This is a genomic window from Serratia sp. JSRIV002, from assembly GCF_019968725.1.
Lineage (GTDB): Bacteria > Pseudomonadota > Gammaproteobacteria > Enterobacterales > Enterobacteriaceae > Chania > Chania fonticola_B.
Genome location: NZ_CP074143.1, coordinates 322,301 through 342,967, shown reverse-complemented (window position 1 = coordinate 342,967; position 20,667 = coordinate 322,301). Strand labels below are relative to the sequence as shown.

Here is a 20,667-nt window from a genome sequence, read left to right as displayed (position 1 = left end):
AAGGAATAAGGAACACCAGATGCGTAAAGTAACAAAATTGATGGGTATCGGCCTGTTAGTGCTTGGCCTGGCGGCCTGTGATAGCGCCACCAAAGACACTAATGCCCCCGCAGGCAGCGCAGCAGCCAGCGTCCCAAGCGGACAACAGGTGAGTTTATTGGATGGCAAGCTGACCTTTACCCTGCCTAACGGTTTGGCCGATCAGAGCGATAAGCTGACCAACCAACCAACTAACGTGCACATCTATGCCGACAGCACCAACCAGCGTGCGGTGATCGTGATCGTTGCCGACAAGGCAGCGGGCGATCTGGATACCCTGGCCAAACGCATGGAAGAGCAGCAACACTCCCGCGATGCCAACCTGCAGGTCATTACCAATAAAGCGGTTGAAATTAACGGCACGCCAATGCGCCAACTGGATACCGTGATCACCGTGGCTGGCCAGAAAGCCTACTCTGGCGTGCTGCTTGCTATGCTGCCAGACGGTAAGCAACTGACCCTGCAAATCACGCTGCCAGCGGATAACCAGCAGCAGTCTCAAAGCGTAGCGGCTGGCGTGTTCAATACGGTGAAGATCAAGCAGTAATCGCACTGGGCCAGCATGCTGGCCCGTTTAATCTGTTACGCCAATGCCTGTGCTAACAGGGTGATCGGATGTTCACAGCGCTTGCTGGTGGACATCTCGATCTGCCATTTGCAGGTTTCACAATCGGTGATCACCATATCCACTCCGCTGGCTTCAATCTGGCGAAATAGCGAGGCACCAATGCCTTGCGAGGTTTCATAGTTTTCCGACTTGAAGCCGTAAGTCCCGGCGATACCGCAGCACTGCGAGTCCAGCACCACCAGTTCCAGCCCTGGGATCTGCCGCAATAACTCCAGCGTATAGGCCGTCCAGCCCATTTTCTCCATATGACACGGCGTGTGGTAAGCCACCCGCAGCGGCGTCTGTTTGAGCGGCAAGGTGCGCCCTTGGCTGAGCAGACGATAGAGATAACGCGTAGCCAGCTCCACCCGTTCACGCACCGCCGAGGTGTCCACCTCCAGCAAATGCGGGTACTCATCACGCAGGGTAAACGTGCAGCTCGACGAAGTAGCCACCACCGGTATGCCTTTGGTCAGGACCGCATCATGCAGCGATTCCGCATTCACTTTAGCCTGCTTCTTCGCCTGTGCAATAAAGCCGTTGGCGATCAGCGGTACGCCGCAGCATTTCTCCCGCTTGAGCAGCTGCACGCCGATATCCATGGCGTTAAACACCTTGATCAGGTCTTTGCCAAGCTGTGGATGGTTGTAGTTAACAAAGCAACCGTGGAAAAACGCCACCTGCTCGGCATAGCGCTGCTGCTGTTCCGCCTGCTGGCGGTACCAACGGCGGAAGGTGCCAAACGAGTATTTCGGCAGCTCACGCCGATGGTCGATCTTCAACGCCTTATCCAACAGCTTGCGTACCGGCTTCAGGCCGGTAGTCGCGTTAACGATAGGGGCAAACGGCGTCGAGAGCGTGCCCATGATGTCAGTGTGGCTGAGGATGGCATCGCGCAGCGTCGGTTTGCTTTGGCTGAAATTGGCCCGTGCGCGTTGGATAATATCTCCGATTTTAACGTCGGAGGGGCAAGCCACTTCGCAGCGCTTGCAGTTAGTGCAATACTTCATCGCTTCGTCGTAAAGCGCCGGATCTTTCAGCCGCAGGCGCTCCCCATCAGGCCCGGCCTGCTTTGGCCCCGGATAGAGCGGGTTAGCCTTGGCAACCGGGCAATAGGTGGTGCAGACGGTGCATTTGATGCAGCTCTCGAAGCTGTTGTCTGGTAACAGGCTCATGCTGAAACCTCCTGTGCCAGGATCTGTTGGGCAACGTGCAGCGCGCCGAGCAGCGAAACCCCGGCGCCACAGCCCTGCTGCAACGGATCGTAACCGCCAGCCACGGCACCGATAGCATACAGATTGGTCATCGCCTCCCCCTGTTTTAACGCCCGTAGCGCGGTATCGGTCTGAACCCCAAATTGCAGGTACGGCTGCGGAGCAAACAGATTGGCATCGCTCCAGTCGGCGCGTTCGGCTTTGCTGTAAACGTCGAGGCCAAATACCGGCTCACGAATGCCGTCAAAATTGGCCACCAGGCCGTTGCTGAAGAAGCTGCCGCTGGCCAGTATCACCTGCTGCGCCCGCAGCGGAATATCGGTGTGATTGCGGGTATACAGACCGGTGACGCGCTGCCCATCGAAGCTGGCACGCAGCACGCTATCCCCCGGCATAAACACCCCACCCAGTTGCTGCAAGCGCTGACGCAATGCCTGATGCAGCCGCATGCCGAGCACGGAAGGCGGCAGCGTGGGTAACAGATAAACGGGCTTACCGACCAACCGGCGCAACGTCATCAACGGTTCATCATCCTCTAATCCCAGGCAGGCTGGCAGCAAGATGGCCTCGGCCTCACCTGCCTGGCGCGTGATCTCCTCCGCCAACTGAGTCAGATGTTCTGGCAGATCCAGTACGCGGGCGATATTCACCGCGCGGAACTCGCTGGGATTATTACGTAGACGATCCAAAACAGGCAGATGCAAAAATGCCACCTCAGCCTTGAGCCCCTGCTCTTGCATCAATGAGCTGGCCGCCATCTGCGGTTGGAAATCCAGAAAGCCTTCAATCCCCAGCACGGCGATATTCTGCCACGGCAACTTGCTGCCCAAGGGAGAGACAGGGATCGCCAGGGGGCTGAGCCAGGTGGCACGGCGGGTCCCAAGCGGGGTCACGCGTAGATGGTTTTGGCTGCTATCACCCTGCATCTGCCACCCGCAACGCTGTAGCAATTGTTCAGCCTCCGTTGCCAGCGCGGCCACCTGTGTGGCACCCATCAGGCTATACGGATGCTGCGGAGCCTGTTGCGCCAGTTCGGGCAAGGCAGACAGAGGCGATGCCACCGGCGTACCATCGGGCAGATGGGCCAACAGATCGAGCGAGCCGGAAGAAAAATAGAGCGCGCTTTGGCCGGAACTGACTACCGCACAGCGTTTGCCATGCTCGGCTAAACGGATAGCACAGCTCATCCCGGCCAAGCCACCACCAATCACCACCGCATCAAATTGCATCATCCGCCTCCTGCTTAGGGTCGCCTTGCGCATCTAACCCACATAACCCTTGATATACCCAACTGGTGAATTCGCTCTCCCGCAGGGCATCGCCCCAGGCGATAGGCCGCACGCCTTTCCAGCGTTCATTGAGGAAATGGGACAGTTGGGTGATGGATTGCTGCGGCGTTACCACGTTAAACCGCGTCAACAAACCTGCGGCACGGCAGGCGCACAGCTCACCCTGGCAGGTCCCCATACCCACGCGGGTACGGCGGCGCAGATCGACCAGATTGTTGACGGTCAGAGAATCCACCGCATATCGCACCTCACCGGCGGTCACTGCTTCACACTCACACACCAGGCTGTTGTCCAGCCGGTTACCAGAAGGGACCAGACTGGCGCGATCGCCATGGCGGTACACCGCCGACCCCCGGATGCTGGCAGGCAGTGAAACCACGCTGCGCACCGTTTCTTCGGCGCTCTGACGGGAACCGGGCAACGCCGCTTCCGCCGTGGTGCAAGGGCTGTCAATGCCCAGCTTGGCGCAGACCAGGTCGGTGGTCCATTCGGCCATCAGCCGGTAAGTCATCAATTTGCCGCCGGTAATGGTGATAAAGCCTTCCAACCCATCGCGCGCCGCATGATCGAGCAGCACGATGCCACGGCTGACGTTACGCCCGGAGGGATCGTCGTCGCTGGCGACCAGTGGCCGCACGCCCGCATAGGCACGCAGAATGCGCGTTTGCGCCAATTTCGGAGCCAACAGAGTGCCTTCTCGGATTAATATATCCACTTCCTGTGGCGTCACGACCATGTTGTCGATCTGGTCGTAATCGATATGGGTAGAGGTGGTGCCAATCAGCGAGATAGTATCGCCAGGCACCAGAATGTCGGCATCCGCCGGTTTGCGGCAGCGGTTAATCACCATGTTATTGATGCGATGGCCCAGGATCAGCAATGCCCCTTTGGCAGGGAACATGCGGATGCGCAGATCGGCATACTCGGCAATTTGCTGGCCCCAGATCCCGGCGGCGTTGACCACCACCTGAGCATGAATATCGTACTGTTGTGCGGCCTTGTGATCGAAAACGCGCACGCCCGTCACGCGATCGCCAGTACACAACAAACCGGTAACCTGATGATAGGTGAGGATTTGTGCGCCATGTTCACGCGCATCAAGCATGTTGGCCGCCGTTAAGCGGAAAGGATCGACGGTGCCATCCGGCACCCGCACTGCGCCGATCAGCGCCGGGTTAGCCGCAGGCTCCAGGCGTAATGCCAGCGCGGGGTCAATGGCTTCGGCCTCGATCCCGGCGCTGCGACAGGCGGCAATAAACTGCTGCTGAAAGGCCAATGAGTCCTGAGGCAAGGTAATGAACAGGCCATCGGTACGTTCGATGCAGTGGTGGGCAATACGCTTGAGAATGCGGTTTTCTTCAATACATTCGCGTGCAGATTCGCCGTCGGTGACCGAATAGCGCGCTCCGCTGTGCAACAACCCGTGGTTGCGGCCAGTAGCGCCAGTGGCGATGTCATGCCTTTCCAGTAAAACGCAACGCAGACCGCGCCGCGCACAGTCACGGGCAATCCCCGCGCCGGTAGCGCCGCCGCCAATGATGATCACGTCCGTTTCGGTGATTGGTGAGTTGTTGCTCATCACGCCCCCTGAGCCTGTAGTTATGGCTTTATTTAGCCACAGTCAGTAGGGTTTTTGTTTGATAAGGAACAATAACGAACAGAAAACGAAAATAATATGGCCATAAAAAGCCATGAATGTGACAAACATCACGTATTTGTGCTATTTAGCCATTCCAAAATGTTAACCGATCACTCAAAATTCGCCACAGTTTCATAAAAGTGTAACAAATGAGCCATCCATCACGGTGAGACCGGGGGGTTTTCTCTAGCATTGCGCTCGTTATGGAACATTTAACAACACTTCAGGTATCCGCAAGCTCATCTTCAGGACAGCCGTTTCCTGTTGAGGCAATAAACAGATAAAGCCATCGGAGGCGCTCATGTTGAGTATTTTTAAGCCAGCCGCACACATTTCTCGTGTGCCAGTCGACAAGGTAGACCCGCTCTACCGTAAGCTGCGCTGGCAGATTTTTATGGGGATCTTTTTCGGTTACGCCGCCTACTATCTGGTGCGTAAAAACTTCACCCTGGCGATGCCATATCTGATCGATCAGGGCTTCAGCCGTGGTGACCTGGGCTTCGCGCTGTCAGGGATTTCCATCGCCTACGGTTTCTCCAAGTTCATCATGGGGTCGGTTTCAGACCGCTCCAACCCGCGCGTATTTCTACCCGCCGGCCTGATACTGGCCGCTGCCGTCATGCTGTTTATGGGCTTCGTGCCTTGGGCAACCTCCAGCATTGCCGTGATGTTCGTGCTGCTGTTCCTGTGTGGTTGGTTCCAAGGTATGGGCTGGCCGCCTTGTGGCCGTACCATGGTGCACTGGTGGTCGCAGAAAGAGCGTGGCGGTATCGTTTCGGTATGGAACTGTGCGCACAACGTCGGTGGCGGCCTGCCTCCACTGCTGTTCCTGCTAGGTATGGCCTGGTTTAACGACTGGCATGCGGCGCTGTATATGCCCGCCTTCGGTGCGATCCTGGTGGCCCTGATCGCCTTCGCCTTGATGCGTGACACCCCGCAATCTGTTGGTCTGCCACCGATTGAAGAATACAAAAACGACTATCCGGATGATTATACCGAAGAAGCAGAAGAAGAGCTGACGGCCAAGCAGATCTTCATGCAGTACGTGTTGCCAAACAAACTGCTGTGGTACATCGCGATCGCCAACGTGTTCGTGTATCTGCTGCGCTACGGCATCCTGGACTGGTCACCAACCTACCTGAAAGAAGTGAAACACTTCGCACTGGATAAGTCCTCCTGGGCCTACTTCCTTTACGAATACGCTGGTATTCCAGGCACCCTGCTGTGCGGCTGGATGTCGGACAAGGTGTTTAAAGGCAACCGTGGTGCCACCGGGGTGTTCTTCATGGTGCTGGTAACCATCGCCACCATCGTTTACTGGCTGAACCCGGTGGGTAACCCTGGCATCGATATGGCCTGTATGATCACCATCGGCTTCCTGATCTATGGCCCAGTCATGCTGATCGGCCTGCACGCGCTGGAACTGGCACCGAAGAAAGCGGCAGGTACCGCCGCCGGCTTTACCGGTCTGTTCGGTTACCTGGGGGGCTCGGTCGCAGCCAGCGCCATCGTCGGCTATACCGTTGACTACTTCGGTTGGGACGGCGGCTTTATGGTGATGATCGGCGGCAGCATCGGTGCGGTGATCCTGCTGGTGCTGACCATGATCAGCGAGAAGAAACACCACGCAGAAATCGCGGCTAAACGCGGCTAAAAGCTAAGCGGGCGCAGTATGCAGCGCCCCTACCCTTTATCGTTAATCTAAGGCCGCGCTTGTGCGGCCTTTTTCTTACCTCTACAACATGGAGCTACACAGAATGCGGACTCAAACCAAAGCCCTGCTGACAGGGATCATTCTTGCCACTTCAATGCTCAGTGCCGCCCAGGCTGCGGATAAAGTCGTTATCGCTCACCGCGGTGCCAGCGGCTATCTGCCGGAGCATACGTTACCGGCCAAGGCAATGGCCTACGCGCAGGGCGCCGACTTCCTTGAGCAAGATCTGGTGATGACCAAAGACAACGAACTGGTAGTGTTGCACGACCACTATCTGGATCGCGTCACCGACGTTGCCGAACGTTTCCCGGACCGGGCGCGTAAAGATGGCCGCTACTACGCCATCGACTTTACGCTGCCTGAGATCAAATCACTGAAGTTCACCGAAGGCTTTGATATCAAAGACGGTAAGCAGGTGCAAAGCTACCCTGGCCGCTTCCCGATGGGCAAATCCGACTTCCGCGTCCACACCTTCCAGGAAGAGATCGAGTTCGTGCAGGGTCTCAACCATTCAACCGGCAAGAACATCGGCCTCTACCCGGAAATCAAGGCCCCCTGGTTCCATCAGCAGGAAGGAAAAGACATCTCCACCAAGGTGCTGGAAGTCCTCAAGCAATACGGCTACACCAGCAAGAGCGACAACGTCTATCTGCAGTGTTTTGATGCCAACGAGCTGAAACGCATCAAGGATCAGTTGGAACCCAAGATGGGGATGGATCTGAAGCTGGTACAGCTGATTGCCTACACCGACTGGAACGAAACCTACGAGCAGAAGGCCGACGGCAAGTGGGTCAACTATGACTACGACTGGATGTTCAAACCGGGCGCGATGAAAAAGATCGCCCAGTATGCCGACGGCATCGGGCCTGATTATCACATGCTGATCGTCGAAGAGAAATCGAAGCCGAACCAGATTGTGTTGACCGATATGGTCAAGGACGCTCATGCCAGCAATATGGCGGTGCACCCTTACACCATTCGTGCCGATAAGCTGCCGAAATACGTCACCGACGTGAACCAGCTGTTCGACGCGATTTACAATCAGGCGGGCGTTGACGGCGTGTTTACCGACTTCCCGGACAAGGGTGTACAGTTCCTGCAAAAGCAGGGGCAACATAAGTAACGACAACTCCCCACCGGGTTACCCGGTGGGGATCAGAACCAAGTCTGCCGTAACAGCAAAGCAACCACATAAATGCCTATGCCAGAGGCTGAACCGGGATTGAAAAGCTCGATCGAGCCACTTCATTGCCAGCTTGGAGGTTGACCAATACGCTCAGTGAGCAAACTCATAAAAACGCTCAATTTGGCCGAAATTCTGGCTGCTGGGCGCAATAGATAGATCCCTTGTTCCTCGCCGCGCGGATCTGCCAGCAGGGGCAACAAACTTCCTGCCTGAATATCCGGCCCCACCACCCAGTTAGGCAAGAAAGTGATGCCTAATCCGAGTAATGCCGCTTGGCGTTGTGCCGAGAAATCATCACAGCGCAGCACCATCTTGCACTGATTCATCAGAGGTTCACTGAGGATTTGCGCCCAGCAAGCGGGTTGCTGTTTGTGATAGCGGGCGATCAACTGATGATCACGTAACTCCTGTAGGTTGGCCGGTTTCCCATTGCGAACGATATAGTCCGGGCTGGCACACATGAACCAGCGCTGTGTAGCGATGCGGTTTGCGTACAGTGAACTGTCTTTCTGCTCGCCGATACGGATGGCGGCGTCCAGCATTTCTTGTTTCGGATCGGTCTGGCGTTCGGTGAGATCCAACTCAACTACCAACCTTGGATAACGCTGGATTAGCACCGGTAAGAGCGGCAACAGATAGGTTTTACCGAAAGTGGGCAAGCAACTGATACGCAGCACGCCTTGCGGAGTCTCGTTTTGCGCTGCCAGTTCGGCGCGGATATCGATGATTTGCGTCAGCAACTGTGAGGCGCGCTTTTTCAGCATTTCACCAGCTTCGGTCAGCACCAGGCCGCGAGTTGAGCGCACAAACAGCATGACGCCAAGTTCACCTTCCAGCGTATCGATATGCCGCACCAATGAAGAAGGCACCATGCCCAGTTTGCGTGCGGCGGCAGAGAAGCTACCCAATTGGGCAACATCGAGAAAGATCGGCAAATGTTCGGCATAGCGTGCGTCATTCATCTTTGCATTATATGCAAAAGCATTTCTTATGAATACTCGGTTCTCTACCGGCTGAGTTAACGTTACTCTACCCCCAGAGTAAAGCAGCGATATCGCGCTGAAAATATTAAATTATCAAGATAAAATGCCTTGGTTTATTTTTATAAACCTTAAAATTTGATATTGAATAGTGAATTAATCTGCTGAATTTATTTTCAAATTAATACCGAATTAACCGTAAACGTGATGTGTCACGGTTAAAATCATTAGAAGGTCTTTGTTTTATCTAGACTCTGCTTGAGTCCGGCACGTTGCCTGTTTGTATCACTGTTTTTTGCCGCTGCCAGTGAAGGGTTCTAAGTGAGCGCTTTGGCAGCGGCAGGTTTGCTCATGCTCTTGAGCATTTAAACGCATAGCACTTTAGATGCCGTGCGGGTGGAGGAGGTGGTAATGAATGAAAATCACGGCTGTTCATGTGCGCAGCAGTTGGCGCAAGGTTTTGCCAGGCAAGCGCTGGATTGTGGTCAGGGGGAAATTTATCAGACCTCATTGATGAGCGCCTTGCTTGGTGGCGTTTACGAAGGGGATGTCACTATCGCCGAATTGCTCACACACGGTAATTTCGGTCTAGGGACCTTCAACCATCTTGATGGTGAACTGATCGCTTTTGATCGGGAAGTACATCAGTTGCGTGCAGATGGCAGCGCCCGCGCGGCCAGTCTGCAACAAAGAACGCCGTTCGCGGTGGTCACTTTTTTTCAGCCTAGCGTGACGCTAAAGATGGAAAAACCGATCTGCAAAGCCGACCTGCACCGGTGCATCGACCAGCAGGTAGCTTCACCTAATCTGTTCTGTGCGCTACGGGTTGATGGTCTGTTCAGCCACGTGGAAACTCGGACCGTACCGCGGCAAGAGCGGCCCTACAAACCGATGCTGGAAGCGATCGAAGCGCAGCCGACCTTTGCATTTCAGCAACGCAGCGGCACATTGGTGGGATTCCGCTCACCTGATTATATGCAGGGCATCAGTGTTGCGGGTTACCACGAACACTTTATCACCGACGATCGCATCGGTGGGGGTCATGTATTGGATTATCAACTCGATCATGGCCGTCTGCAGTTTGGCGTGATCGCTCGTCTCAATCTTCAATTGCCGCACGATGCGGATTTCCTGTGCGCCGATCTCTGTCCAGAGGATTTGGATTGCGCCATTCGTTCTGCCGAGGGTTAATCGGCGTCGTTTTTTCAGGAGGTGGATTATGGTTGGTTCAGACAATCACTGGCGGTGTGGGGCAGATTTGGTGGTTAAAAATCTGCACGCGCAGGGTGTGAAACAGGTATTTGGTATCCCCGGAGCTAAAATAGACCGCGTATTCGATGCGTTGGAAGATGAACCTGAGATAAAAACCGTGGTGGTACGTCACGAAGCCAACGCGGCGTTTATGGCAGCGGCAGTTGGCCGCTTGACCGGCAAGGCAGGGGTCGCACTGGTGACCTCCGGGCCGGGCAGTTCTAACCTGATCACCGGGCTGGCCACCGCAACCTCCGAAGGGGATGCGGTGGTGGCCTTGGGCGGAGCGGTGAAACGTGCTGACAATCTGAAACAAACACACCAGAGCATGGATACCGTCAGCATGTTCCGGCCAGTCACCAAATATTGTGCCGAGGTACATACCGGTTCCGCCATTTCAGAAGTCATGGCCAATGCGTTTCGCAGTGCTGAATTTGGCCGTCCTGGGGCTGTGTTTATCAGCTTGCCGATGGATATCATCAATGAACCGGTTACGGCACCGGTGCTGACCGGATGCCGCTCACCCCGTCTGGGGGCCGCTTCAACCGAAGACATTCATGAGGCGCTTAAACTGATCCAGCAGGCGAAATGTCCGGTACTGTTACTGGGGCTGCAAGCCAGCCGCCCAGAAAACAGTGCCGCAATACGCCATTTGTTACAGCGTACGCATATGCCGGTGGTAGGAACCTATCAAGCCGCCGGAGTGATTGATGTTAATGATTTTTCCCGCTTTGCTGGCCGCGTCGGGTTATTCAACAATCAGCCTGCCGACCAACTGTTGCAAAAGGCCGATCTGGTGGTCAGTGTGGGTTATAGCCCGATCGAATACGACCCCTGCATGTGGAACAGCCAAAGGCGGTTGATGCTGGTACATATCGATGTACAACCGGCCGAAATTGATACCTGTTACCGCCCAGATGTGGAGCTTATCGGCAATATCAACGCCACTATCAATTTGCTGACCGAAGGTTTCAGCAATGTGCTCAGTATGCCTGCCGAAGTGGAACTGATCTTATCCGATCTCGGCCTACAGCGCGCCGAGCTGGCAGAGCGTGCTGCAGGCCGTGGCGGCATGCCGATTCATCCGTTGCGCATCGTCAAGGAACTGCAGGATATCGTCAGCGATGACGTGACGCTATGTGTGGATATGGGGAGCTTCCATATCTGGATCGCTCGCTATTTGTATTGCTTCCGCGCCCGCCAACTCCTGATCTCCAATGGCCAGCAAACCATGGGGGTTGCCCTGCCGTGGGCCATTGGTGCGGCGTTGGTCCGGCCGGGAGACAAAGTGTTATCCATCTCCGGCGATGGGGGATTTATGCAGTCGAGCATGGAGCTGGAAACCGCAGTGCGGCTGAAAGCCAATATTGTGCATGTGATTTGGGTGGATAATGCCTACAACATGGTGGAGATGCAGGAGGTGAGTAAATATCAACGCAAGTCTGGTGTAGAGTTTGGCCCGATTGATTTCAAAGCCTATGCAGAGGCATGCGGCGCCGTCGGATTTGCAGTGCAATCAGTGGAGGATTTGCGGTATATGTTGCGTAAGGCTATGGAAATTGAGGGGCCGGTGGTGGTGGCGATCCCGGTAGATTATGCTGACAATTACAAACTGATGGCTCAAATGAACTTTAGCCAAATGATTTAATTCGGGCTAGGGAAAACGTTCCCTTAGGCTACCCCTTGGAGACTGTAAACGTCGTTCACCTGACGGTGCACTAGGCTTGGAGGGCATTTGCCTTGCTGTTTCAATAACGTAAGTGCTCTGCTATAAGCCGTGCTTTATGCCGTGGCTATCAACAGCCGGCACAGATCGGTCGGATGGCGTCGGTACCAACACAGACGTTTTCCATATCAGGTGCATAGCACTGAACCCAATGGTAAATCGTTTTGTAGCACGGAATGTGAGCTGAGTCGCTCGGCGGGCGCAGCCGGTGAAGACTGCGCCCAATCAGTTAAATCGAGTACATTTTACGCAGGTAATGAGGCACCGCGTCGTCAACGTTGGAGCCAATCACTTCCAGCTCCGGTAGTTTGTCTTTCAGACGCTGCTGGGCATCCTGCATGATGCAGCCTTTCCAGGACATCGACAGCATTTCCAGATCGTTCATGCCGTCGCCAAAGGCGATGCACTCTTTGAGCGAATAGCCGATGATCTTGGCGACTTCTTCCAACGCATGGCCTTTCGAGACGCCACCGGCCATCACTTCCAGGCAGGTTGGGAACGAGAAGCTGACGTTGACCCGATCGCCCCAACGCGCGTTGATGGCATCTTCCAGCGGCAGCAGTTTTTCATGATCGTCGCAGGTGAAATACACCTTGCACACGCCATCGGTTTCCAGCAAGCCCGGCTCAAACAACTGATATTTAAAGATCGATTCCTGGAAAAAGGCTTCCTGCTCCGGGCTTTCACGGTTCATGAACCAGTCGTCGTTGCGGTAGACGTTGGTCAGGATCTCCTGGTTGTCGTGCATCATGTTGTACAGATCGCGGGCGATATCCTCATCCAGGTTGTGGCTGAAGATCAGCTCACCGGCGGTGTTATGTACCCGCGCACCGTTGGAGGTGATCATAAAAGCACTGATGCCGAGATTATCGCGGATCTGGGAAACGTCGATATGGTGGCGGCCGGTAGCGAAAACAAAGTGCACGCCCTGCTGCGTCAGCAGCTGCAGCGTTTCTTTGGCGTACGGTGTCAGGGTGTGCTCAGGGGACAGCAGAGTGCCATCTAAATCGGAAGCAACGACGTGATACATAGCGATATGTTCTAACCTCTAGTGGAATTTTCGGCGGCAGCAGTACCGCCTAAGTGCTGAGCAAAGAAACGCAGGATTGCGTTCAGTGCCTCGGCGCGCATCGCGTCCCGTTCGAACAGGATCTCATGGCGAGCGCCTTTGATAACCCACGGTTTTCCCCCTTCACAAGGGTGCCCCGCGTCTGACAGTGCCTGACAAAAAGCGCGCTGGGAACGGTTGTCGACCACCCGATCCTCACCGGCCTGCAATAATAAAATCGGCGTAGTGATGTTAGCAGCCTGGGCGATGATCTGCTGCCCGGCCTGAATACTTTCCTTGACCCAGTGATAGGTTGGCCCACCTACCCGCAGTTCGGGATGATCGGCGTAATAACGCAGGTTGCGGCGATAACGCTCGCGGCTGTGGGTCAACGTATTGACCACAAAGGGTAAAGGACGCCAATGCCCGGTGCCCACCGCGTAATAGTCACGCAGCCCTGGGCGTTTTTCCGTCCAGCTCAAAATACCGTTGGCCATCCAGCCCGGCATCGGCAGATAAATGCCCAACATCGGCGCGCAGAGTGCGACGGCGGCGAACGACTGTGGCTCACGTGCCAAAAACTGCGCCAGTATCGCGCCCCCCATAGAGTGTGCCAGCGCGACGTGCTGCCGGTAACCCAAGGGTTTAACCTGCTGATGATAAAACTGGGCAAAATCGTCTACGTAGTCGGCAAAGTTTACCACATGCCCCCGGTGCGTATCTGCCAGCATCCGCCCGGATAACCCCTGACCACGATGATCGATGATCATCACGTCATAGCCGCAGTGAAACAGATCGTACGCCACTTCGGGGTACTTGATATAGCTTTCGATGCGCCCGGGGCTTATCACCACCACCCGCTGGTGTAGCGGGGAAGCTAAGCGCACAAAGCGGATCGGTACGCCTCCGACGCCGATGAACTCCCCTTCCTCACGTCTCCGCCAAAAATCCAGCAGTGGCCCAGTCGCGAAGGCAGAAAACTGCTTTTCACGGTTTAACCATTCAGCTGGATCGAGGGTGATTGACGACATGGCCTACCTTTTAACGGGATGTTCAGAGAGGTAAATGTGATCTCTGGCACGGGAAATCATACTAGCGTATTGTGGCACAAATTGGTGACAAATTGGTGTATTCAGGGAGCATTGCGATGACCTTAGACTGGTGGTTAACCTATCTGCTGACAACCCTTATCCTCAGCCTTTCCCCCGGCTCCGGTGCCATCAACACCATGAGTACCGGTATCAGCCACGGCTATCGCGGAGCGGCAGCGTCAATTGCAGGCCTCCAGGTTGGCCTGAGTATCCATATCGTGCTGGTGGGGATTGGCCTCGGCGCGGTGGTCTCCCAATCGCTGCTGGCCTTTGAACTGCTGAAATGGTTTGGTGCGGCCTATCTGGTGTGGCTGGGTATCCAGCAGTGGCGTGCCGCAGGCGCGTTGGATCTGCACACTCTGGCAGGCACCATGCCACGGCGCCGTCTGTTTCGCCGCGCCGTACTGGTGAATCTGACCAACCCCAAGAGCATCGTGTTTCTGGCAGCCCTGTTCCCGCAGTTTATCATGCCCAACCAGCCCCAGGCCGAGCAGTATGTCATTCTCGGCGTCACCACGGTGGTGATCGATATTCTGGTGATGATTGGCTATGCCACGCTGGCCACGCGCATTGCCGGTTGGTTAAAGACCCCGCGCCAAATGCAGTTGTTAAACCGGATTTTTGGCTCGCTGTTTATTCTGGTGGCGGGATTACTGGCAACGGCTAGAAAGGCATGATCTACCGGGCCGCAGGGGTCGGCCCGGTAATCATTAACGCGTGAAGATCAGATGCAGGCCAAAACCGGTGAACAACACCCCGGCCAGGCCATCGATCCACTTCGCCATCCGCTGATAGCCCCGGCGCATAGCGGGTAACGCAAAGATGATCGCCACCAGGGTGAACCAGATAAAGGTTTCACCGGTGATCAGAGCGAACAGTCCCCAGCGCGCTCCGGCACCTACATCCTCGCCGACAAACAGCGAGAACACGCTACCGAAGTAGATAACAGCCTTGGGATTGGAAAGGTTGGTGAGCAAGCCACGGATAAAGCTGCGGCCCGGCTTGGGTAACGCCACCTTCACTTCTGCTGCCGGAGCAGTTTGCGCATTCTGGCCACGGGCGGAGCGCAGCAGTTGCCAGCCCATCCAGCACAGATACAGGCCACCGCCCACCATGATGATCTGGTGCAGCCAGGCCATCTTTTGCAGGATCAGGTTCAACCCCAGCAGCGCCACACCGGCCCAGACCATGACGCCGAGGGAAATCCCCACCACGCCCATCATCGCCTCGCGACGGGAGCGGCTGGCTGCGGTTTGCGATACAAAAAAGAAGTCCGGCCCTGGGCTCATCAGCGCAATCAAATGCACCATCGCCACCGTTAAAAACAACATCAGCATGAGTGATTATCCTTATTCGTCGTCACCGTCGAGGTGAGCGCGGATCAGCGCCATAAATGGCGCACCAAAACGTTCCAGCTTACGCTGCCCCACGCCGTTGACGCTCAACAACTCGCTGGCCCTGATCGGCATCTGTTCGGCCATCTCCAGCAGCGTTGCGTCGTTGAACACCACGTACGGGGGGATGTTCTCTTCGTCGGCAATCGATTTACGCAGCTTGCGCAGTTTGGCAAACAGCTTGCGATCGTAATTGCCGCCGTAGGATTTCTGATTGGCGCTGCTGCGTACCTTGAAGCTCTGAATACGCGGCACCGCCAGCTGTAACACCACTTCGCCACGCAGCACCGGGCGCGCGGCCTCGGTCAGTTGCAGTGCCGAATGCATCGCTATGTTCTGGGTGATAAAGCCCAGATGGATCAGTTGGCGCAGCACGCTGGTCCAGTGTTCGGTGGTCTGATCGCGGCCAATGCCGTACACCGGCAGCTTTTCATGACCAAACTCGCGGATACGCTGGTTATTGGAGCCGCGTAGCACCTCCACCACATAGCCAATGCCGAAGCGTTGCCCAACGCGGCCAATCGCCGAGAGTGCCTTACGGGCATCCTCCAGGCCGTCATAACGCTTGGGCGGATCGAGGCAGATATCGCAGTTGCCACAGGCCTGCTGCTTGCCTTCACCGAAGTAGTTCAGCAGCACCAGGCGGCGACAGGTTTGCGCTTCAGCAAATGCCCCCATGGCGTTGAGCTTATGGCGTTCGATATCCAACTGCTGCCCTGCCGGTTTCTCTTCCAGGCAACGGCGTAACCAGGCCATATCCGCCGGGTCATACAGCAGGATCGCTTCCGCTGGCAGGCCATCACGCCCTGCACGGCCAGTCTCCTGATAATAGGACTCTATGTTGCGCGGAATATCGAAGTGCACCACAAAACGCACGTTAGGTTTGTTGATGCCCATACCGAAGGCGACGGTAGCCACCACCACCTGCAAATCATCACGCTGGAAAGCCTCCTGCACCTGGGAGCGGCGTTCGTTGTCCAGCCCGGCGTGATAGGCCCCAACGCTCAACCCACGGCTTTGCAGACGTGCGGTGGTGTCTTCCACCTTGGCGCGGCTGTTGCAGTAAATAATGCCGCTTTTACCGCGCTGGTCCTGCACGAAGCGCCAAAGTTGGTCGAGCGGCTTGAACTTCTCCACCAGCGTGTAGCGGATATTGGGGCGGTCGAAACTGCTGATCTGGATTAGCGGCTCGTCTAGCGCCAACAGGCGAACGATATCCCCCCGCGTGGCTTCATCGGCGGTGGCCGTCAATGCCACTACCGGCATGGTCGGGAAACGTTGCTTCAACTGGCCCAGTGCGCGGTATTCCGGGCGGAAGTCGTGGCCCCACTGGGAAATACAGTGCGCCTCGTCCACCGCCAGCATCACCGGCGGGCAGTGATCCAATAGTTCGAGGAAGCTGTCCATCATCAGCCGTTCAGGCGCGATATACAGCATCTTGATCTGGCCGCTGCGGCAACCTGCCATCACCTCAAGCTGCTGCTCGCGCGTTTGCGTCGAGTTATAGCAGGCGGCGGAAACGCCATAGGCCAGGAGCTGATCGACCTGATCTTTCATCAAGGAAATCAGTGGGGATACCACCAGCGTCAGTCCATCCATCACCAGCGCCGGGATTTGATAGCACAGCGATTTACCCCCGCCGGTCGGCATCACCACCAGGCAATCCTGGCCGCCGATAATTGCGTTGATAATCGTTTGTTGACCCGGACGGAACTGCTGATAGCCGAAGGTATCGCGTAATACCTGCTCTGCCAGCAACTCTCTGTTTATCACTGCTGCGGTTGACACACACTTCCCCATTTATCGCTATCACGGTGCCTGACTGACACCGTTATTACCTAAACTACATAATATCGTTAAGCATGACACCAACACCCAGCCGTGTCTGCTTGAAGTTGTAATCAATCATCGATTCGCCGTAGCCGCTGAACACCTGGGTATAGAAACGAACATGGCTGGTAATTGGGTAGCTCCAGCCCACCTGCGCGCCGCCATAACCGCTATTCCAGTTGTACTGGCCTTCGGCACTGAACACGCTTTCCCCCAAGGCATAGCCCACCGTCAGACGGTAATAGCCCATATACTTGGTGATATCCGGGTTATCGTCGTTGCTGTCGCTTTCCGAGAAGCGGAACCAGGGTTTGACCTCGACCTGCCAGTCGCCGTTCTGCGCCATCAGGCGTGCATAGCCACGGTTCCAGCTGCGTGAGGTAGGATCTTCACGGCCATTGGACTCATGATTCAGACCCACTTCGATATCACGCAACGTCCAGCCGGCAAACTTATACGCCGTAGCCCAGCCGACAAAAATTTGCGGTTCGTAGTTGGTTTCACGAAACGGTGAGGACTCGTCATGGTTGGAGAACTGCCACCAGGAACGTTGGGTGTACGATGCTCCCAATACCGAGTTCTCACCGGCAATGCCACGCCAGATCGGGAAGGCCAGGCTGAGCTGGAACTTTACCTCATCCTTGCGGGCATTTTCCGCCCAGCTATAGGATTTGATCGCTTCTTTGTTCAGATCGCTGGTATCGGTATAAATCAGGTAGTTCGTTTCATAAGGATACAGAGTGAACGGATTATCATAGTGTTGCAGCATGTTACCGATGATGCTGCCACGAACCGCCGGTTTATTCAGATTCTTTTGCTCGGTGGCCTCATCGGCCTGCACCACTACTGGCGCAAACAGCATCGCCATCACAATCCCAGACAGAACGCGCATAATTTTTTCACTCTCGAAAGATAAGGAAAAACCCGGAAATAAAAGCAGGCTATTTTACACACATTGCTGGTTTTACCGCACTAGTGAATACATTTATCTGCCAGGCCTGGAAAGCAACAAAAGATAAGCATAAAATCCACAAGTCATTAACCTGGACTGACCAGTACATCGGCTGGCCGAACTCAAATAAAGAAAGGAACTATGTCACACACAACTTTGACCCTCGAGGCCGCCCGCCAGAAAATAGGCGAAATCTTCGTCTATCACATGCCGTTTAACCGTGAATTGGGGCTGGAGCTTCGCCGCTTTGAGGATGACTACGTTGAATTGAGCTTTACTAACCAACCTAAGCTGGTGGGCAATGCCGCCCAGAAAATCCTGCATGGCGGCGTGATCGCTTCCGTACTGGATGTTGCCGCCGGGCTAGCGTGCGTGGGCAGCGTGCTGATGCGTCAGGACCCGCTGATCGAGGAAGAGCTGGCGTCCCGTTTATCGCGCATGGGGACGATCGATCTGCGCGTCGACTATCTGCGCCCAGGCCGCGGCGAGCATTTTGTTGCTTCCGCCAGCGTACTGCGCAGCGGTAATAAAGTGGCGGTGGCACGCGTTGAGCTGCACAACCACGATGGCTTACACATCGCCAGCGCCACCGCCACCTACCTGGTGGGCTAAGGGTGCCAGCCGGTTGTGATCCATACACCACACAATTGTGGGACACGGCCGGTTATCTTCAGTAAAATCACCGCATCTCCTTTTCCCACCCGGTAACCGTCATGGACGCACAACAGACGCGGCAGGGCATTTTCTTTGCTCTGGCCGCCTATTTTATTTGGGGTATCGCCCCCGCCTATTTCAAGCTGATCCAACAGGTCCCTGCCGATGAAATCCTCACCCACCGGGTGATCTGGTCGTTCTTCTTTATGCTGGGGCTGGTGTCATTGGGCCGCAATTGGCCGCAGGTGCGGGCCGCTTGTAAAAACCGCAAGCGGCTACTGCTGCTGGCCGTTACCGCGCTGCTGGTGGGAGGGAACTGGCTGCTGTTTATCTGGGCGGTGAATAACCACCATATGCTGGAGGCCAGCCTGGGCTATTTCATCAATCCACTGGTGAACGTGCTGCTGGGGATGCTGTTCCTGGGCGAGCGTTTCCGCCGTATGCAGTGGGTGGCCGTAGCCTTGGCCTTTACCGGGGTGTTGGTACAGCTGTGGCAGTTTGGTTCGCTGCCGATCATCGGGCTTGGCCTGGCCTTCAGCTTTGCCTTCTACGGCCTGCTGCGCAAGAAGATTGCCATTGATGCACAAACCGGCATGCTGATCGAAACCCTGTGGCTGCTGCCGGTGGCCGCCATCTACCTGTTCCTGATTGCCGATAGCCCAACCAGCCATCTGAGCGCCAACCCCTGGTCGCTGAATTTACTGCTGGTTGCCGCCGGGGTGGTCACCACCGTGCCACTGCTGTTCTTTACCGCAGCGGCCACACGTCTGCGCCTGTCGACGCTCGGGTTCTTCCAATACCTCGGGCCAACGTTGATGTTCCTGCTGGCAGTCACCTTCTACGGTGAGACCATCGGCCAGGATAAGCTGGTGACCTTTGGCTTTATCTGGGCGGCGTTGGTGTTGTTCCTGTTGGATGCCTTATACCAGCAACGAAAGCTACGTTGATTGTACCGGCTGGGCATGGTTAGAGATGAATCTGGCCATCGCCGGGCCGGTCAGCAAAATAGTAAACAGCCGCAGCGTCTGCATCGCCATCACAAAGGTCATATCAACCCGGCTGCCTGCGGCGATGATCGCCACGGTATCCAATCCGCCGGGGCTGGTGGCCAGATAGGCCGTCAACAGATCGACCGGCAGGAACTGGGTCAACATCCACCCCAGCCCGCCACAAAACAGCATCAGCGCGACAATCGAGACCACCATCTGCGGCAAGGTGCGCAATGCCAGCAGGAAGATGGCCCGGGTAAAACGCAGCCCGACGCTCCAGCCAATCAGCGTGTAGGCCAGCGCCAGCAGCCATTCGGGCACTTGTAACATCATGGTGCCAGTGGAATGTAATGCCGCCCCCGCGATCATTGGCAACATCAGCGCACCGGAAGGAATGCGCAGGCGCGGTCCTAACCAGGAGCCGATAACGGCTACGGCCAAAGTACCGGCAAAGCGCCAGTCGAGGGCGGGGAACCACTCCAGAGCGGCGCTCCCATGCCCAGCTTCATCTCCCAGGCCGATACGCGCCACGACCGCTGCTGCCGTCGCGACAAACAGCACGCGAAGATACTGCATAAACGCCACCAGCCGCACATCTGCGCCGAAATCTCCCGCCATCGCCACCATCGCCGATGCGCCGCCAGGGGAAGATCCCCAGGCACCGGTAGGGCCAGGCAGACCACTGAAACGCACCAGGCACCAGCCGGAAACGCCGCTCGCCAACAACGTCGCGATCAGCACCAGCAATACCAGCGGCCAATCATCCAACAGGGGGGTAAGAATATTGGGCGAAAGGCTTTGGGCGATCATACAACCCAGGATCGCCTGTGCAGCAATAAATAGGGGGCCAGGGATGCGCACCGAAGCGCCGAGCAGCCCCATCGCGACGCCGACAATCATCGGCCCAAGCAACAAGGCGGCAGGAACATGGAAGGCCTGTAGACCAAACCCCAACACCAGCGAAGCCAGCAGCAGGATCAGCCATTGAATGACGCGTGGAAACTTCTCCATTAAGACGCATGCCTTACGAGCCGATAAGCAGTGGGGATATTCTACCCCGGTTT

Annotated in this window: 18 protein-coding genes; 8 read left to right on the top strand and 10 right to left on the bottom strand. The window is 56.0% G+C overall.

Annotated elements, in window-relative coordinates; all coding sequences use genetic code 11:
- The first annotated feature begins 19 nt into the window (after positions 1-19).
- On the top strand, positions 20-586 hold the full coding sequence (locus KGP26_RS01480; RefSeq protein WP_021807781.1) for a DcrB family lipoprotein: 567 nt from the start codon (positions 20-22) through the stop codon (positions 584-586).
- Between the two features lie 35 nt (positions 587-621).
- Here the strand turns inward: KGP26_RS01480 and glpC are convergent, their stop codons facing one another.
- Genes glpC through glpA form a run of 3 tightly spaced genes read right to left on the bottom strand, consistent with a single transcriptional unit; the run spans position 622 to position 4,728 of the window.
- Positions 622-1,821 carry an anaerobic glycerol-3-phosphate dehydrogenase subunit GlpC gene (gene glpC / locus KGP26_RS01475; RefSeq protein WP_223664933.1) on the bottom strand — a complete coding sequence of 400 codons (1,200 nt, stop codon included), beginning with the start codon at positions 1,819-1,821 and terminating at the stop codon, positions 622-624.
- A complete protein-coding gene (glpB, locus tag KGP26_RS01470; RefSeq protein WP_223665703.1) occupies positions 1,818-3,089 on the bottom strand; it encodes a glycerol-3-phosphate dehydrogenase subunit GlpB in 1,272 nt (423 codons plus the stop codon). Before glpB ends, glpC begins: the two co-directional genes overlap by 4 nt.
- On the bottom strand, positions 3,079-4,728 hold the full coding sequence (gene glpA / locus KGP26_RS01465; RefSeq protein ID WP_223664932.1) for an anaerobic glycerol-3-phosphate dehydrogenase subunit A: 1,650 nt from the start codon (positions 4,726-4,728) through the stop codon (positions 3,079-3,081). Before glpA ends, glpB begins: the two co-directional genes overlap by 11 nt.
- A gap of 361 nt (positions 4,729-5,089) precedes the next feature.
- On the opposite strand from glpA, the gene glpT reads away from it, so the two are divergent.
- Entirely contained in the window at positions 5,090-6,442 is a 1,353-nt protein-coding gene (gene glpT / locus KGP26_RS01460; protein ID WP_021181519.1) for a glycerol-3-phosphate transporter, read from the top strand.
- Between the two features lie 103 nt (positions 6,443-6,545).
- On the top strand, positions 6,546-7,625 hold the full coding sequence (gene glpQ / locus KGP26_RS01455) for a glycerophosphodiester phosphodiesterase (RefSeq protein WP_021807777.1): 1,080 nt from the start codon (positions 6,546-6,548) through the stop codon (positions 7,623-7,625).
- Between the two features lie 122 nt (positions 7,626-7,747).
- Here the strand turns inward: glpQ and KGP26_RS01450 are convergent, their stop codons facing one another.
- On the bottom strand, positions 7,748-8,650 hold the full coding sequence (locus KGP26_RS01450; RefSeq protein WP_021807776.1) for a LysR family transcriptional regulator: 903 nt from the start codon (positions 8,648-8,650) through the stop codon (positions 7,748-7,750).
- A 429-nt stretch (positions 8,651-9,079) separates the two neighbouring features.
- Between KGP26_RS01450 and budA the strand changes: the two genes are divergently transcribed.
- Positions 9,080-9,859 carry an acetolactate decarboxylase gene (gene budA / locus KGP26_RS01445; protein WP_021807775.1) on the top strand — a complete coding sequence of 260 codons (780 nt, stop codon included), beginning with the start codon at positions 9,080-9,082 and terminating at the stop codon, positions 9,857-9,859.
- Positions 9,860-9,887: 28 nt separating this feature from the next.
- Positions 9,888-11,567 (top strand): acetolactate synthase AlsS, encoded by a 1,680-nt coding sequence (alsS, locus tag KGP26_RS01440; protein ID WP_223664931.1) that lies wholly within the window; start codon positions 9,888-9,890, stop codon positions 11,565-11,567.
- Positions 11,568-11,874: 307 nt separating this feature from the next.
- On the opposite strand, the gene yigL is transcribed toward alsS, so the two are convergent.
- Positions 11,875-12,675 (bottom strand): sugar/pyridoxal phosphate phosphatase YigL, encoded by an 801-nt coding sequence (yigL, locus tag KGP26_RS01435; RefSeq protein ID WP_223664930.1) that lies wholly within the window; start codon positions 12,673-12,675, stop codon positions 11,875-11,877.
- A gap of 11 nt (positions 12,676-12,686) precedes the next feature.
- Positions 12,687-13,724: a lysophospholipase L2 gene (gene pldB, locus KGP26_RS01430; RefSeq protein ID WP_218519994.1), complete on the bottom strand. Its 1,038-nt coding sequence runs from the start codon at positions 13,722-13,724 to the stop codon at positions 12,687-12,689.
- A gap of 116 nt (positions 13,725-13,840) precedes the next feature.
- Between pldB and rhtB the strand changes: the two genes are divergently transcribed.
- Positions 13,841-14,461: a homoserine/homoserine lactone efflux protein gene (gene rhtB / locus KGP26_RS01425; RefSeq protein ID WP_021181524.1), complete on the top strand. Its 621-nt coding sequence runs from the start codon at positions 13,841-13,843 to the stop codon at positions 14,459-14,461.
- Between the two features lie 33 nt (positions 14,462-14,494).
- Here the strand turns inward: rhtB and rhtC are convergent, their stop codons facing one another.
- From rhtC to pldA, 3 genes are read right to left on the bottom strand one after another with little or no spacing between them, the layout of a single operon-like run.
- Positions 14,495-15,121, bottom strand: a complete 627-nt coding sequence (rhtC, locus tag KGP26_RS01420) for a threonine export protein RhtC (protein ID WP_179249273.1) — start codon at positions 15,119-15,121, stop codon at positions 14,495-14,497.
- Positions 15,122-15,133: 12 nt separating this feature from the next.
- Entirely contained in the window at positions 15,134-16,966 is a 1,833-nt protein-coding gene (gene recQ / locus KGP26_RS01415; RefSeq protein ID WP_021181526.1) for an ATP-dependent DNA helicase RecQ, read from the bottom strand.
- Between the two features lie 55 nt (positions 16,967-17,021).
- Complete coding sequence (gene pldA, locus KGP26_RS01410; RefSeq protein ID WP_021807771.1) at positions 17,022-17,900, bottom strand: phospholipase A; 879 nt, start codon at positions 17,898-17,900, stop codon at positions 17,022-17,024.
- Between the two features lie 201 nt (positions 17,901-18,101).
- Between pldA and KGP26_RS01405 the strand changes: the two genes are divergently transcribed.
- Positions 18,102-18,572 (top strand): thioesterase family protein, encoded by a 471-nt coding sequence (locus KGP26_RS01405; RefSeq protein ID WP_021807770.1) that lies wholly within the window; start codon positions 18,102-18,104, stop codon positions 18,570-18,572.
- A 101-nt stretch (positions 18,573-18,673) separates the two neighbouring features.
- The gene (gene rarD / locus KGP26_RS01400; RefSeq protein ID WP_021807769.1) at positions 18,674-19,561 is read left to right on the top strand and encodes an EamA family transporter RarD; all 888 of its coding nucleotides are present in this window, start codon (positions 18,674-18,676) and stop codon (positions 19,559-19,561) included.
- On the opposite strand, the gene KGP26_RS01395 is transcribed toward rarD, so the two are convergent.
- Positions 19,553-20,614 (bottom strand): AbrB family transcriptional regulator, encoded by a 1,062-nt coding sequence (locus KGP26_RS01395; protein WP_021807768.1) that lies wholly within the window; start codon positions 20,612-20,614, stop codon positions 19,553-19,555. The genes rarD and KGP26_RS01395 overlap by 9 nt on opposite strands.
- Positions 20,615-20,667 lie beyond the last annotated feature (53 nt).